General features: G+C 70.2%; 14 protein-coding genes and 1 pseudogene. 7 read left to right on the plus strand and 8 right to left on the minus strand.

Annotated elements, in window-relative coordinates:
• Positions 1 to 42: 42 nt before the first annotated feature.
• The 3 genes from ACW5E8_RS10805 to ACW5E8_RS10815 all read right to left on the minus strand — a co-directional run bounded on the left by ACW5E8_RS10805 (position 43) and on the right by ACW5E8_RS10815 (position 2884).
• Positions 43 to 516, minus strand: coding sequence for a DUF494 family protein (locus ACW5E8_RS10805; protein ID WP_456965530.1), 474 nt, complete (start codon positions 514 to 516; stop codon positions 43 to 45).
• A 28-nt stretch (positions 517 to 544) separates the two neighbouring features.
• The gene (gene dprA / locus ACW5E8_RS10810; protein WP_456965531.1) at positions 545 to 1693 is read right to left on the minus strand and encodes a DNA-processing protein DprA; all 1149 of its coding nucleotides are present in this window, start codon (positions 1691 to 1693) and stop codon (positions 545 to 547) included.
• Between the two features lie 75 nt (positions 1694 to 1768).
• Positions 1769 to 2884, minus strand: a complete 1116-nt coding sequence (locus tag ACW5E8_RS10815; RefSeq protein ID WP_456965532.1) for a LysM peptidoglycan-binding domain-containing protein — start codon at positions 2882 to 2884, stop codon at positions 1769 to 1771.
• A gap of 198 nt (positions 2885 to 3082) precedes the next feature.
• Between ACW5E8_RS10815 and def the strand changes: the two genes are divergently transcribed.
• Genes def through rsmB form a run of 3 tightly spaced genes read left to right on the plus strand, consistent with a single transcriptional unit; the run spans position 3083 to position 5841 of the window.
• A complete protein-coding gene (def, locus tag ACW5E8_RS10820; protein WP_456965533.1) occupies positions 3083 to 3595 on the plus strand; it encodes a peptide deformylase in 513 nt (170 codons plus the stop codon).
• A gap of 39 nt (positions 3596 to 3634) precedes the next feature.
• Positions 3635 to 4552 (plus strand): methionyl-tRNA formyltransferase, encoded by a 918-nt coding sequence (gene fmt, locus ACW5E8_RS10825; RefSeq protein WP_456965534.1) that lies wholly within the window; start codon positions 3635 to 3637, stop codon positions 4550 to 4552.
• Complete coding sequence (rsmB, locus tag ACW5E8_RS10830) at positions 4549 to 5841, plus strand: 16S rRNA (cytosine(967)-C(5))-methyltransferase RsmB (RefSeq protein WP_456965535.1); 1293 nt, start codon at positions 4549 to 4551, stop codon at positions 5839 to 5841. Before fmt ends, rsmB begins: the two co-directional genes overlap by 4 nt.
• Before the next feature lie 23 nt (positions 5842 to 5864).
• Here the strand turns inward: rsmB and ACW5E8_RS10835 are convergent, their stop codons facing one another.
• Entirely contained in the window at positions 5865 to 6638 is a 774-nt protein-coding gene (locus ACW5E8_RS10835) for an FkbM family methyltransferase (RefSeq protein ID WP_456965536.1), read from the minus strand.
• 177 nt (positions 6639 to 6815) lie between these two features.
• Between ACW5E8_RS10835 and ACW5E8_RS10840 the strand changes: the two genes are divergently transcribed.
• The 3 genes from ACW5E8_RS10840 to ACW5E8_RS10850 are packed head-to-tail and all read left to right on the plus strand — an operon-like array spanning position 6816 to position 9561.
• On the plus strand, positions 6816 to 7640 hold the full coding sequence (locus ACW5E8_RS10840) for a glycosyltransferase family 25 protein (RefSeq protein ID WP_456965537.1): 825 nt from the start codon (positions 6816 to 6818) through the stop codon (positions 7638 to 7640).
• A gap of 31 nt (positions 7641 to 7671) precedes the next feature.
• A complete protein-coding gene (locus tag ACW5E8_RS10845; RefSeq protein ID WP_456965538.1) occupies positions 7672 to 8487 on the plus strand; it encodes a glycosyltransferase family 2 protein in 816 nt (271 codons plus the stop codon).
• A gap of 36 nt (positions 8488 to 8523) precedes the next feature.
• A complete protein-coding gene (locus ACW5E8_RS10850) occupies positions 8524 to 9561 on the plus strand; it encodes a CDP-glycerol glycerophosphotransferase family protein (RefSeq protein ID WP_456965539.1) in 1038 nt (345 codons plus the stop codon).
• On the opposite strand, the pseudogene ACW5E8_RS10855 reads toward ACW5E8_RS10850, so the two are convergent.
• The 4 genes and pseudogenes from ACW5E8_RS10855 to ACW5E8_RS10870 form a co-directional block, all read right to left on the minus strand.
• Positions 9515 to 10133: pseudogene (locus tag ACW5E8_RS10855) on the minus strand (glycosyltransferase family 2 protein); the annotation flags it as partial. The gene ACW5E8_RS10850 and the pseudogene ACW5E8_RS10855 overlap by 47 nt on opposite strands.
• 130 nt (positions 10134 to 10263) lie before the next feature.
• On the minus strand, positions 10264 to 11757 hold the full coding sequence (locus ACW5E8_RS10860; protein WP_456965540.1) for a PH domain-containing protein: 1494 nt from the start codon (positions 11755 to 11757) through the stop codon (positions 10264 to 10266).
• Positions 11744 to 12199: a PH domain-containing protein gene (locus ACW5E8_RS10865; RefSeq protein WP_456965742.1), complete on the minus strand. Its 456-nt coding sequence runs from the start codon at positions 12197 to 12199 to the stop codon at positions 11744 to 11746. Before ACW5E8_RS10865 ends, ACW5E8_RS10860 begins: the two co-directional genes overlap by 14 nt.
• Before the next feature lie 158 nt (positions 12200 to 12357).
• The gene (locus ACW5E8_RS10870) at positions 12358 to 13284 is read right to left on the minus strand and encodes a lauroyl acyltransferase (RefSeq protein WP_456965541.1); all 927 of its coding nucleotides are present in this window, start codon (positions 13282 to 13284) and stop codon (positions 12358 to 12360) included.
• 45 nt (positions 13285 to 13329) lie between these two features.
• Here ACW5E8_RS10870 and dtd point away from each other — a divergent pair, with 45 nt between their 5' ends.
• Positions 13330 to 13770 (plus strand): D-aminoacyl-tRNA deacylase, encoded by a 441-nt coding sequence (gene dtd, locus ACW5E8_RS10875; RefSeq protein WP_456965542.1) that lies wholly within the window; start codon positions 13330 to 13332, stop codon positions 13768 to 13770.
• The last annotated feature ends 33 nt before the right edge of the window (positions 13771 to 13803 follow it).

A 13803-nucleotide genomic window follows, 5' to 3' on the forward strand; every position in this document is an offset into this window, starting at 1 on the left:
GAATCACGGCCGCAATGGGACTGTCAAGCGGCTTTGCGTGGATCAGTGCACCGTTTCCGGCTCGTCCACGAACATCTGGGTTTCCATCCAGGCGTAGGCCGCCTCGGCCCCGGGCTGGTTGAACAGCACCATCAGCACGACCCACTTGAGGTCGTCGAGGTCGAGTTCGTCCTGGTCGAGCGCCATCGCGCGATCGACCACGAGCTCGCGGCGGTCGGCGTCGATCACGCCGTGCTGCTCCAGGAACATCAGGAAACCCCGGCTTTCGACGTCCAGCTTGGCTTCCTCGCGCTGGGAAAACAGGCGCGTGGGTCCGTCCGCGCGCGGCGCGGCGTCCACCGGGCGCTGGGCGGCGAGGGCGTCGAGCCAGTCGAAGGCCTTGCTGGTTTCGGCAGGGCTGAATCCGGCCTGGAGCAGGCCGCTCTGCAGGGAATCGCGGTCGCGGACGGGGTCCGCGTCTTCGGTGAAGTAGTGTTCGAACAGATAGAGCAGGACGTCCAGGATGCTCTCTTTCATTTCCCCCCGGCCTGCGCCCGGGGGCGCGTTACTGAGACTTTCGGGAATACCGGCCGTGCTCGACCGCGACACGACCCTCCAGCTCCATGAGCAGCAGCATGCTGCCTAGTTCCGCGGCCGTCAATCCGGTGCGCGAGACCAGGTCATCCATACCTGTGGGGTCGTGGCCCAGCGCGTGCCACAAGCGCTGGTGGTCGGAGCCTGCGGGCAGGCCGGCGGTGCCGGCCACCCCGTCGGCGGTCCCGGGCACTTCAATGGGGGCGGCCAGACGCCCGCGCAAGTCATCGCCCAGGCTGGTCGCCACCGGGGCCAGCGCCTGGACGACTTCGGCCGGCGTCTCCACCAGTCCGGCGCCGTCGCGGATCAGGCGGTGGCAGCCGCGGGCCTTGGGGTTGTGGATCGAGCCCGGGATGGCGAAGACCTCCCGTCCCGCCTCGCCGGCCAGGCGGGCGGTGATCGCGGCGCCGGAGCGCAGCGCCGCCTCGACCACCACCACGCCCAGCGACAGGCCCATCAGGATCCGGTTACGGCTGGGAAACGCGCCGCTGCTGTACGCCATGCCGGGCGGCACCTCGCTGACCACCGTGCCCGTGGCTGCGATGCGCCCGTAGAGCGCGATGTTCCGCTGCGGGTAGGGCCGGTCGATGGCGGTGCCGAGCACGGCCATGGTGCGTCCGGCCGGCGCCGCCAGCGCGCCCTCGTGGGCGGCGGTATCGATGCCGGCGGCCATGCCGCTGGTGACCGCCAGGCCCGAGACGGCGAAGGCGCGAGCGAAGTCGAAGGCGTTCCTGAGGCCGCCCGCGCTGGCCGCGCGGCTGCCGACCACGGCCACGGACGGGTGCCAGAGAAGGTCGGGATCGCCCAGCACCCAGATCGCCAGGGGTGCATTGCCGAGGCGGGCCAGCAGCGAGGGATAGTCCGGCTGGTGCAGGCCGATGACCCGGTGGCCGGGCGCGGCCTGGAGCCAGCGCCGCCATCGCGCGATATCGTCACTGGCGCTGCGGGCGGACAGGGCGCCCTGCTGGGCGGCGTCCAGGCCGGCGGCGCGCCAGGCCGTGCGCCCGGCCGTGAGCGCCGCCGTGGCGCTGCCATGGCTCTTGAGCAGCCTGCGCCGGGGTTCGCTGCGCCCGCCCGCGGCGAGCAGCCGCAGGAGCGCCAGGGTGTCTTCGCTGTCCATGGCCCAGCGTGGCCCGGAAACGGCGACGGCGCCCTGGGGCGCCGTCGCATGTTGCAGTCGGTAAAGGCCGCGGCCTCAGTAAGGCGCGTCCGGATGCTTCAGGTGGTAGCCCACGCGCGTCGGCTTGACGCTGTCCATGACCAGGCCGTAGCTCATGCGGTCGAAGGTGCGGAACACCATGACGTGGCCGGCGAACTCGTCGGGCAGGCGCACCTTGTTCTCGAAGAACACGGTGGCCTCGTCGCGGTGCAGGCCCTTCTCGACGCGATCGACGACGTTGCTGCCTTCGCGCCAGATCGAGAACACGGTGCCGTTGTCCACGCCCTCGCGGGCGCCGACCGACAGCGCGATCACGTCGCGTGGGCCGCCGGAGGTGAGCATGTCGGTCACCGCCAGCACGCGCGCCTTGCCGTAGTCGGTCTGGACCTTCGGCGGGTGCGGGAAGAACTGCAGGTCGTAGGCCTGGGCGTCCACCGGCACCACGCGGTCGCCGATGCGGACCTCGCGGCCCTCCTCGTCGAGCAGCAGGGTGCTGGCCTGGATGCCGCCCACTTCGCCGCGGGTCACGGTGCCGGCGGTGACGCGCATCAGCTCGTAGCCCAGCGACTCCTGGCCCTTGTCAGGCATGACGACGTTGGCCCAGAACTTGCCGAAGTCGACGCTGCGACGGCCGGTGGCGTCGAGCTCGTCCTTGCCGAAGGTGTCGCAGCACCAGCCCGAACGCAGCAGGTGGGTGTAGCGCACCGTGGGGCGCAGCACCGCGTAGCGTGCACCGGCGGTGGCGCCTTCCAGGCCGCGCACATAGACGACCTGTCCGCGGCTGGCGCGCATGCGGTCGTCTTCCAGGCCCACCACGTAGGGCATGTGGTCGAAGTCGTCGACCACGCGCAGGTCCTTGAGGAAGGGCTCGACCTCGGACAGGGGAACGGCGTTGATCGCGGCCGCCTCGGTCCGCGGGCCGGGGGTCACGCCGACGCGGTTGAGATAGGCCAGGCTGATCACGTCGCCCGGGTAGATGAGGTGCGGATTCGCGATCTGCGGGTTGGCCTGCCAGATCTCCGGCCACAGCCAGGGCTTCTCGAGGAAGCGGCCCGAAATATCCCAAAGCGTATCGCCGCGCTGGACGACATACGTATCCGGGTGGTCGCCGCGCAGGCCCTGGGCCGCCGCGTACGTCGCCACCATGAGCATTGCTACCGCAACACCCGTGCGTAGCGCTTGAGAAAGGCGCTGAAGCTTACCGGCCATCTACCTGCTCCCCTTGGAGATTTCCCCGTATAGCGGCCGCACTATGCCTACAGGAACCGATCCGGCGCAAGCCTGCGGACGCTACAATTGACCCCCGTGCCGCACGGTTGTGACGGCTGCCACCCTTTACCACACGCCCGCATGTCCCTGATCACGATCCTCGAGCACCCCCATCCGAACCTGCGCAAGGTCGCCGCCGAGCGCGAAGCGGCCGGCATCGCCGACCCTGCGTTCCAGCGCCTGCTCGACGACATGTTCGAGACCATGTACGAAGCACCGGGCATTGGTCTTGCAGCCACGCAGGTCGACGTCCACGAGCGCTTCATGATCGTCGACGTCACCGAAGGCCGCGAGCAGCCGCTGGTGTTCATCAACCCGGTGATCCGTGAGCGTTCGGCCGAGTTGCGCGTGCACCAGGAAGGCTGCCTGTCGATCCCGGGGATCTTCGCCGACGTCACCCGTGCCGACGGCATCGAGGTCGAAGCGCTCGATCGCCACGGCAAGCCGTTCACCATGGCCGTCGATGGCCTGCTCGCCACCTGCGTGCAGCACGAGGTCGATCACCTGGACGGCAAGCTCTTCATCGACTACCTGTCGCCGCTCAAGCGCGACCGGGCGATGAAGAAGTACGAAAAGATGCGGCGGCATGACTGAGCGCCGCCACGCGGGGACTGCGGGCGCGGGGCCTGCGCGATGAAGATCGTGTTCGCGGGGACGCCCGAATTCGCGGTGCGTTCGCTGCGCGCCGCCTGCGGCAAGGCCGAGGTGGTGGCGGTGTACACCCAGCCCGACCGTCCGGCCGGTCGCGGCCGCGGGCTGCAGGCCTCGCCGGTGAAGCGCGAAGCGCTGGCGCGCGGCATTCCCGTGCTGCAGCCCGAAAGCCTGAAGACGCAGCTGGCGCGCGATGCGCTGCGCGCGCTGAAGCCCGACCTGATGGTGGTGGTGGCCTATGGGCTGCTGTTGCCGCAGAAGATCCTCGACATCCCCGCCGAAGGCTGCTGGAACGTTCACGCCTCGCTGCTGCCGCGGTGGCGCGGTGCGGCGCCGATCCAGCGCGCGATCGAAGCCGGCGATGCCGAAACCGGCGTCTGCCTGATGCGGATGGAGAAGGGCCTCGACACCGGCCCCGTGCTGCTGTCGCAGTCGCTGTCGATCGGCGATGCCGAAACCGGCGGCGAGCTGCACGACCGTCTCGCGGAACTCGGCGCCCAGGTGCTGTCCGACGGCCTCGGCCTGCTGCGTGCCGGCATCCGTCCGGTGCCGCAGCCGCAGCCGGAGGCGGGCGTGACCTACGCGCACAAGCTGGACAAGGCCGAAGCCAAGCTCGACTGGGCGCTGCCTGCCGAAGCGCTTGCGCGCAAGGTCCGCGCCTTCAATCCCTGGCCGGTGGCGGAAGCGCAGCTGGCCGGCGAGCGCGTGCGCCTCCACGGCGCGATCGCGGTCGATGCGGCTGCGGTCGCAGCGCCCGGTACCGTGCTTGCGGCGGGACGCGAGGGTATCGACGTGGCCTGCGGCAGCGGCGCGCTGCGCATCCGCGTGCTGCAGCGTGACGGCGGCAAGGCGATCACCGCGGCCGACTACATCAACGCCCGCCGCGACCTGGCGCCATGAGCGGTGCCGCGTCGCGCGCCGCCGCCGCGCGCGTGCTCGACGCGGTCCTCAACCGCGGCCGCTCGCTGAAGGCCGAACTCGCCCAGGCGCTGCCCGCGCTCCCCGACACCCGCGACCGCGCACTGGTCGAGGCGATCTGCTTCGCCGCGCTGCGCCAGCACGCACGCGCCGACGCCGCGCTGGCGGCATGGATCCCGAAGCCGCTGGGCCACCGTGATGGCGACCTGCGCGCCTTGCTGCACGCCGGCTTTGCCCAGCTCGATCCGCTGGGGCTCGCGCCACATGCCGCGCTCGCCGCCACCGTGGATGCCGCGCGGGTGATCGGCCGCGCCCATCAGGCCAAGCTGGTCAACGCCCTGCTGCGCCGCGCCCAGCGCGAAGGCCTGCCGGTGCTGGCCGCCGAAGCCGCGTGGCCGGCATGGCTGCGCGAGCGCGTGCGCGGCGACTGGCCGGACGACGCCGACGCGATCTTCGCCGCCAGCGCGCAGCCGGCGCCCACCTGGCTGCGCGTGAACCGCCAGCGCGGCGACCGCGATACAAGTCTGGCGCGCCTGCAGGAGGCCGGCATCGACGCGGCCGCCGTGGACGGCATGGCCGACGCGCTGCGCATCGAAGGCTCGCTGCCCGTCGCCACGCTGCCCGGCTTCGCCGAGGGCGTGCTGTCGGTGCAGGACGGCGCTGCGCAGCGGGTCGCCGACATGCTCGCCCCAGCCGCGGGTGCGCGCGTGCTCGACGCATGCGTCGCGCCGGGCGGCAAGTCCGCACACCTGATGGAACGTGATCCGGCGCTGCGCCTGGTCGCCCTCGACATCGACCCCGCGCGTCTCGTCCGTGTCCGCGAAGGCTGGGCGCGCATCGGCGTCGGTAGCGGTGCCGAGCTGCGCGCCGCCGACGCCTCCGACACCGCCGGCTGGTGGGATGGCGCGCCGTTCGACGCGGTGCTGCTCGATGCGCCATGTTCGGCGACCGGCATCGTGCGCCGGCAACCGGACGTGTTGCTGCATCGCCGCCCCGAAGACCTGGCTTCGCTGATCGTCTTGCAGTCGCGATTGCTGGACGCGTGCTGGAAGGTGCTGAAGCCCGGCGGCGTGCTGGTGTACGCGACCTGTTCGATCCTGAAGGACGAAAACGAACGACAGGTCGCGGCCTTTCTCGCCCGCACGCCCGATGCGCACGCGGACCCGCTCGACGATCGCCATGGCCATGCCGCCGGTCCCGGGCGGCAACGCCTGCCGGGCGAACAGGGCATGGATGGCTTCTTCTACGCCCGGTTGACGGGCGCCGGCTGAATTCGGCGCGTGGCAGGCCAGGGTCAGGCGAGACGCGTTATCGGGAAGCCGCACCTGGATAGATAGACGTTTTCCCCTTGGCTCCATTCGTGGTCGAATCCGTTCGAGCCAACGTAGAAGCTGCGATTGCAGCCAGGCTTCATGCGCTCATGGAGCTCGACGATGATCGAGTCGACCGAGTCGATCCAGGCGGAAGTGTCGGAGAAGACTTCCTTTTCCGCGCCTTCGATGTCCACCTTCAGGATGTTCACTCTCTCGAGGCCGTAATCCTCGATGATCCTATCGACGGTAAGGGCCTTGACCGCGTGGCACACGTTGTCCGGCGATTCCCCTGACGACTGCTTCCCGTCGGTCATGAAGCCCCATTTTCCGAGCCCCGGATCGACCAGGTTTATTTCCTCGTTCCTGTTCCACAGCGCGGCCTGGAGGGGAATGATGTTCGGATAGGGGGATGTATTTTCCTTCAGGAGCTCGAAATTGCTCTTCTCGGGTTCGATGGCGATGATCTTCGCGTCAGGGTACTTATTCGCGAAATAAACCGATGCCAGGCCTATGTTGGCGCCCGCGTCGATGATTACCTCGGGCGCCCTCTCCGTATGGAAGGCGTATTCCTTGTCGATGAAGACCTGCCGGTACGTCGGCACGTCCGACGAGGGGATGCGCAGCAGAATCGGGTGCTTGAGGTGGCTCTTCTTCAGCTTCAGCTTCACGACCGAGTTCGTGGCGCCGGCTCTTGCGGCAGCCAGAATTCCCGGAAGCCCCGCGGCCGTGAGATACATCCTGATTTTCCGCAGCATGGTTTTTCCTGTCGTGGGGTCTTCGCTTCTGGAGCGCCAAAGAGACTTTCAGCGCCTGGTTTCCCTCATGGGATTCCGTGTCTTCCTTTCACCCGCTTGGCCAGGATGCGCGGTCACGCATGGTGCGGGTATGCTGCATGCTCGTGGTCGATCCGTCTGGCTTTACGCGCGCATTGAGTGGCGGCGAATGTACAACAAGTGGAGCGATTCCCTGGGATTCGAGTGCCGTCATTGGTGCAGGACGCACGTCGCGTGACGGATTTGGCGCTGCATGTGGTCAATTTGCCGCGCTCGACCGAGCGCCGCGCATCGATGGAAGCGCAGGCTGCCGCGCTGGGATTGTCGCTGACGTTCTTCGAGGCCGTGAATGGCGGCGATTCCCATCCCCTGTTCGCGCGGGTTCATGCCGGCAAGCGGCAGGCCCGCAAGGGCAGGCCGTTCCGGCCGGGCGAAATAGGCTGCTGGGCCAGCCATTACCTGCTCTGGCAACAGTGCGTCGCAAGCGGAAAGCCGATGATCGTTTTCGAAGACGACATCCTTCTGGGCCCGCGCTTTCCGGAACTGCTGCATGCCTTGCCTCTCGTACCCGCGGAGGTCGGGTATTTCCGCCTGCACGCGGCGAACCGGGCCAGCGTGCCCTGGCGACGCTTCGGGGGCTTCGTCCTGCATCGTTACTGGCGCAGCCCGATGTGCACGTTCGGCTACTACCTGACCCCGGCGGCGGCGGAGCGATTCCTGCGCCATGCCACGGAGTGGGTGCTGCCGGTCGACGATTACATGGACCTGGCGTGGCTGCACGGCGTGGAGTGCCTGGGCCTCAAGCCCGGCGTGGTGTCCGGCGGCGACGTATTCGATTCGACCATCCGGGTCGATGGCAGGAAGAAGGCCGGCGTGGGCGTGACGGGCTGGGTGACGCGCGAGGCCTACCGCGCCTGGCTGAGCCTGCGCTGGTTCCTGCACAACCTGCCTGCGCGCCTGCGCCGGAGCGCACCGCCGGACTGAGGCCGGTGCAGGAGTGATCTAGAATGGCGGCATGCCCGTGCTGCCTCTTTCCCTGGTCGTCATCACCCACAACGAATCGGCGAACATCGCGCGCTGCCTCGACAGCGTGCCCTTCGCTGCGGAAAAACTGATCATCGACAGCGGCAGCGATGACGACACGATCGCCATCGCCCGCGCCCACGGTGCCCGCGTGGTGCACCAGGACTGGCTCGGCTTCGGCGCGCAGCGCAACTTCGCGACCACCCAGGCCGCGCATCCGTGGATCCTGGTGCTCGACGCCGACGAATACCTCAGCCCGGAGCTGGCGGTGGAGCTCGCCGCCCGGCTGCCGCAGGTGATCGAGGGCGATGCCGCAGTGGGCATCCTCCGGCGCCGCACGCTGTACATGGGCGCGCCGATGCGCTGGTACCGGCCGATGGTGGGCGAGCGCCTGGCGCGGCTGTACCACCGCGAGCGCGCGCGCTGGAGCGATGCGCGCGTGCATGAATCGCTGCGCTGGGAAGGCCGCGCCGAAACCTTTGCCGCGCCGTTCGAGCACCTGCACAACCCGACGCTGCCGCACAAGCAGCTCAAGGTGCTGCGCTACGCCGAGCTGAAGTGCCGCGACTGGCTGGAACGCGGCCGGCCGGTGCGCGTGTGGATGACGCCGCTGGTGTACATCGCCTCGTTCGCCAAGGAGGCGCTGCTGCGGCTGGCCGTGCTCGACGGCTGGCGCGGGCTGGTGGTGGCGCACACCGCGGCGACGTATGCGGTCTACAAGCGCATCCGCTACTACGAGATGGTGCGCAATCCCGATTCCGTCGAGCAGGCGCGCGCGGTGCTGCAGCGCCACGGCCTCGACCGCTAGTTCGCCGCCAGACAACGCATCCAGGACCCGACTCCAATGACCGGCCCGCGCCACTACCTGCTGTACGGCTCCGAGCGCTATGCGCTGGCGATCCTGCGCCCGCTGCAGGACGCCATCCGCGCCCGCGGCGACCACGCCGCCTGGTTCTTCGACGGTCCGGGTGCCGAAGACCTGGTGGAGGGCGAGGTGCTGCTCGACGTCGCCGGCGTGCGCCGCTGGCGGCCGGAGGCGGTGTTCACGCCCGGCAACCACCTGCCGCACTTCTTCCCGGGCGTGAAGGTGGAGGTCTTCCACGGCTTCGATGCCGGCAAGCCGCGGCACATCTACATCCGCGGGTTCTTCGACCTGTACTGCACCACCGGCCCGCGCGACACCGGCAGCTTCCAGGCGCTGGCCGACGCGCAGGGCCACTTCAGCGTGGCCGAGACCGGCTGGACCAAGATCGATCCGTTCATGCGCGAAATCGCCGGCGCGCTGCCGCCGGTGCGCGACGTGCCGGTCATCCTGTACCACTCCACGTTCTCGCCGTCGTGGAGCGCCGCCGAGACGCTGTACGACGAGGTCAAGCGCCTGTCACGCGACGGACGCTGGCGCTGGATCATCACCTTCCACCCCAAGATGGCCGCGGAGACGGTGGCGAAGTTCAAGGCGCTGGAGAACGAACACCTGGTGTTCGCCGAGAACGACAACATCCTCGAGCTGTTCCCGCAGGTCGACATGATGTGTTCGGACACCTCGTCCGCGCTCAGCGAATTCCTGCTCACCGGCAAGCCGGTGGTGACGTTCAAGAACCGCCGCCCGGGGCCGCAGCTGATCGACATCGACGACGTGGCCGCGTTCGAGCCGGCGATCGAGCGCGCGCTGTCGCGGCCTCCGGAACTGATGGTGGCGATCCGCGAATTCGCCGACGCCATCCACCCGTACCGCGACGGCCGCAGCAGCGAACGCGTGCTCGCGGCGGTCGATGCGTTCATCGCAGCCGGCGGGCGCAACCGGCGGCCCAAGCCGCGCAACTGGTGGCGCAAGCTCAAGCTTCGCCGCCGGATCGGTTACTGGGGCCCGGCGCGCTGGTGACGCCGCGCTGCAGCAGCCACAGGCGCACGGTCTTCTGGCGCGCGGTGTCGGCGGTGACGTAGGCGTACACCAGCCCCGCCCAGCCGTCGCGAAAGCCACGCGCAGCAGGAGAAGCGCCAGGCCGGCGCCAGCACCAGCTTGGCCAGCGTGGCTCGCTTGCCGCGGGCGTGTGCGTGTTCGGCCATCATCTGCGCGTACTGGCGGCCCTTGGCGAGCTGGTGTTCGAACGATCGGAACGGAAGGTGCAGCAGGTCGCTGGACAGGGTGAGGACCGGGCCGTCGACGCTCGCGCTTTCGTGGACCTCGCGATCGCCGCGCCAACCGCCGCGGCGGCGGTCGAACAGGCGCAGCTTGCGGTCCGGGTAGGCGTTGCCGTGGCGCAGGAAGCGGCCGAAGTACTCCGAGCAGCGCGCGAACCGGTACCCCGCGGCGCGGTCCAGCCCGGCCAAGTGCGCGGTTTCGATTGATGCCCGCAGGTCGTCGCCGATGCGTTCGTCGGCATCCACGCACAGCACCCAGTTGTGGGTCGCTTGCTCCACCGCGAACTGCTTCTGGCTTCGGAAGCCGTCGAACGTGCTGGCCGTGAACGGATTCGACCAGCGCATGCGCTACGGCGGCCAGGACCGCGAGTTCGGGATCCGGTCAGGCGGTGTCGACGCGATGCCGCTGGCCGACGTGGCCTGAGCGGGCCCGGCGGGCCTCCTACCAGCGCAGCGGAAGTCGGGCCAGGTCGGCCGCCAGCCGCGCGTGCAACGCGCGCGCCTCGGCCTCGGGCAGGAACCGCAGCCGCAGCGGAGTACCCGAGGCGCGCGCGCCGGCGGTGTCCAGCCACAGCGTGGCCATGCCGAAGCGCCGGTCCAGCGGCGATTGCCGCAGCTCCAGCGCCTGCAGCTTGTCGATCTCGGCGAAGCGCCAGTGGCGTGACCACCAGCCGTCGCGCACCGCGACCAGCCGTGCGTCGCAGGCGAATCCTGCGCGTCGCGCATGCTGGCGCGCGGCGAACACCGCCCACGGCGCCCAGGCCAGCGCCATCAATCCCCAGGGGCCAAAGCGCCAGTACGCGGCGGCAGCGGCCAGTGCGGCCAGCAGCAGCCCGGGCAGCATCAGCCGCTGCCAGGCGCGCGGATGCAGCGGCTGCCAGGCTTCCGGCGGCCAGGCGATGCCGGGCAGCACCTCGCGGACCAGCGCGTCGCAGGCGTCCGGCATCGCGATCGGCGCCAGTTCGCGCAGGCTGCGCTGGTCGCCTTCCTGCTGCTGTCCGACTGCGGTGTCGACATGCAGCGCGCGCCGCCGCAGCAGCCGGTGCAGCAGGCCTTCGTGCAGGGTCCAGGCCTGGATCCGGCGCCGCGAGGCGCTGGTGCGCACGCGCGTCAGCAGGCCGCGTTCAACCGTCAGCCGGCGGCCGTGGGCCTGCAGCGTGAACCCGTGGAACTGCAGCACGGCCAGCAGCACCGACAGCAGCCGCAACACCACCAGCGCCACCAGCACGAAGCCCGCGACGGCGGCGGCCTGCCCGGCCCAGCCGGTCGCAAGGTGGCTGGCGTAGCCGAAGGCCTGTTCGCCGGCATCGCGCACCAGCCGCGCCATCGAGCGATCCGGGAACACCTGCCAGGAGAGCGCGAATGCGCCGGCCACCACCACCATGCCGCGATTGCTGACCAGGCCCAGGCGCACGACTTCGGCGGTCGGCAGTGCCAGCAGGAGCGTGCCGTCGGGGATGGCATCGGTCGACGCGTCCGCCAGCCCGGGCGCATGCGCGCGCGTGCCGCGCTCCCGGATCAGGCGTTCGAGCGCAAGCGCCTCGTCCATGCGCAGTACGCGCATCTCGGCTTCGGCCTTGCCGCCCGCCGCCGACTCCAGGCGCACCTCGGCCACGCCGAACACGCGGTGCAGCAGCGACTGGTGCAGGGCGACGTTGTGGATCCGCGCAAACGGGATCTGCCGCACCTTGCGCTCCAGCAGCCCCTCGCGCACTACCAGCCGGTCGTCGTCGACGCGGTAGCGGTAGGTGAAGTACTGCCATAGCGAGGCCAGCGCCAGCACCGCCACGCCGATCAGCGGCCACAGCGCGTTGCCGTCGCCGCGGCCCACGAACACCAGCGCCAGCAGCGGGATGATGAACTGCTTGAGCTGCTGCACCAGCACGAACAACCACGACCATGGGTGCAGCCGGCGCTCGAGCTCAGGCGTCGACATCGCTGCCGTCCACGAGGTGTTCGTCGTCGTCGTCGACCTGCTGGGCCAGACGGTCGCGGAGGCGCTCGGCGTCGGCGGCGTCCAGGCCCTGCACGGCGACCGCGCTGTCGCGGGTGCCGGCGGTATGCACCACCAGCGTCGACAGACCGAAGCGCCGCTCCAGCGGGCCGCGCTTGAGGTCGACGTGCTGCACGCGCGTGCGCGGCACCCGGGTCTCGGCGTGCCACAGGCGCCCGCGGCGCCAGCCGAAGCCGGTGTCGTCGAGCAGCCAGCGCGCGGTGCGGTATTGGCGGTGGGCCAGCCACAGGCCGTAGCCGGGCAGCAGCACCAGGCTGGCCAGCGCCAGGCCCAGGGCCAGGCCCTGGTGGTCGCGCAGCAGCAGCCCGATCGGCACCAGCGAGCCCAGCGCCAGCAGACCGAAGCCGAGGCCGTTGCCGAGCATGAACAGGGTCCGGGCGCGCCTGGGCAGCGGCTGCCAGCCGCCGTCTTCCGTTGCCAGCGCAGGAGGCGGCACGTGGTCGGTGCCGGACTCGCGGCCGGACTCGCGATCGGGCGCGGGACCGATGCCGGCCTTCGCGTCGGCCGTGGGGTCGGGGTCGTTCATCGCCGGCCGTGCTCCAGGTCGCGGTAGGGGTTGGTCTCGCCGCTGCCGGGCGGGCGCAGGGTGAAGCGCTTGTAGGTCCACTGGTACTGCGCAGGCGCGCGGCGCGCCATGTGTTCCACGCCGGCGTTGAGCGCCGCGACGGAGGCCTGGATGTCAGAGCCCGACAGCGCGGCCGGGGCGGCATCGAAGCGCAGCGCGAAGCCCAGGTCGTCGTCGATGCGCTCGCAGCTGGCGAACAGCACCGTCGCCCCGCTGCGTTCGGCCAACCGCGAGACCAGGGTCATGGTGAGCGCCTGGATGCCGAAGAACGGCGCGAACACGCCATCGCCGGCCTTCGGCTGCTGGTCCGGCAGGATCCCGACCACCCCGCCGGCCTTGAGCACCTTGTAGAGCTGGCGGATGCCAGGTCCCTCGGCGCGGACCTGGGTGATGCGGTCGGCATCGGTATCGGCGCGCACCCGGCGCAGGAAGGCTTCGCCGACCTTCGACTCCGGCGGCTTGTACAGGATCGCCAGCGGCGTGCGCGCGGCCAGCCACTGGTTGAGCAGCTCCCAGTTGCCGTGGTGGGGCGCGGCCACGATCACACCGCGACCGGCGGTAATGGCGGCATCGAACAGGCCTTCGCCGTGGGTCTCGCGGATGAGGCGCAGGTTTTCGCCATGCGGCCGGGTCCACAGGCGCAGGGTCTCGATGGCCTGGCGGCCGGTGGTGCGCATCACTTCGCGGTGCAGGGACTGGCGCGTGGCGTGGTCCAGCGCGGGCAGCGCGAGCTCCAGGTTGCGCAGCGCCACCACGCTCTCGCGCGTGCCCAAGCGGCGGGTCAGTCCGCCCAGGGCGTTGCCCAGCGCGCGCTGCAGCGCCCACGGCAGGCGCCCGACGGCGCTGGCCCCGCCGTGCAGCAGGCTTGCGAGGAACTCGGTCATCGCTAGAGTCTATCCGGCCGATCCCGATTCCGAGGCTGTCTCCAGATGCTCCTGCTGCTGCAACGCGTGACCCGGGCCAGCGTCGAGGTGGCCGGCGAGACCGTTGGTGCCATCGGCCCGGGCCTGCTGGTGCTGGCCGGCATCGAGCCCGGCGACGGCGCGGCCGATATCGCGAAGATGGCGCCCCGCCTGATGGCCTACCGGGTCTTCGCCGACGACGCCGGCCGCATGAACCGCTCGCTGGCTGACACCGGTGGCGCACTGCTGCTGGTGAGCCAGTTCACCCTGGCCGCCGACACCCGCTCCGGCCTCCGCCCGGGGTTCAGTACCGCCGCGCCGCCAGCCGAAGCTGAACGGACCTTTGACGCCCTGGTGGCCGAATGTCGACGACTTCACCCGCCGGGGGTGGAAATTGGCCGCTTCGGGGCCCATATGACGATAAGTCTGGTCAATGACGGTCCAGTCACCTTCCTGCTGCGGTCCTGAGCCCTCGCGCCGGATGGTATAATTACGGGTTCC

The sequence above is a fragment of the Luteimonas sp. A649 genome, from assembly GCF_054072735.1.

Bases quoted from the DNA above. Each gene is read 5' to 3' on its own strand.
- ACW5E8_RS10805 (WP_456965530.1), bottom strand. From the start codon at position 516: ATGAAAGAGAGCATCCTGGACGTCCTGCTCTATCTGTTCGAACACTAC.
- dprA (WP_456965531.1), bottom strand. From the start codon at position 1,693: ATGGACAGCGAAGACACCCTGGCGCTCCTGCGGCTGCTCGCCGCGGGC.
- ACW5E8_RS10815 (WP_456965532.1), bottom strand. From the start codon at position 2,884: ATGCTCATGGTGGCGACGTACGCGGCGGCCCAGGGCCTGCGCGGCGAC.
- def (WP_456965533.1), top strand. From the start codon at position 3,083: ATGTCCCTGATCACGATCCTCGAGCACCCCCATCCGAACCTGCGCAAG.
- fmt (WP_456965534.1), top strand. From the start codon at position 3,635: ATGAAGATCGTGTTCGCGGGGACGCCCGAATTCGCGGTGCGTTCGCTG.
- rsmB (WP_456965535.1), top strand. From the start codon at position 4,549: ATGAGCGGTGCCGCGTCGCGCGCCGCCGCCGCGCGCGTGCTCGACGCG.
- ACW5E8_RS10835 (WP_456965536.1), bottom strand. From the start codon at position 6,638: ATGCTGCGGAAAATCAGGATGTATCTCACGGCCGCGGGGCTTCCGGGA.
- ACW5E8_RS10845 (WP_456965538.1), top strand. From the start codon at position 7,672: ATGCCCGTGCTGCCTCTTTCCCTGGTCGTCATCACCCACAACGAATCG.
- ACW5E8_RS10850 (WP_456965539.1), top strand. From the start codon at position 8,524: ATGACCGGCCCGCGCCACTACCTGCTGTACGGCTCCGAGCGCTATGCG.
- ACW5E8_RS10860 (WP_456965540.1), bottom strand. From the start codon at position 11,757: ATGTCGACGCCTGAGCTCGAGCGCCGGCTGCACCCATGGTCGTGGTTG.
- ACW5E8_RS10865 (WP_456965742.1), bottom strand. From the start codon at position 12,199: ATGCTCGGCAACGGCCTCGGCTTCGGTCTGCTGGCGCTGGGCTCGCTG.
- ACW5E8_RS10870 (WP_456965541.1), bottom strand. From the start codon at position 13,284: ATGACCGAGTTCCTCGCAAGCCTGCTGCACGGCGGGGCCAGCGCCGTC.
- dtd (WP_456965542.1), top strand. From the start codon at position 13,330: ATGCTCCTGCTGCTGCAACGCGTGACCCGGGCCAGCGTCGAGGTGGCC.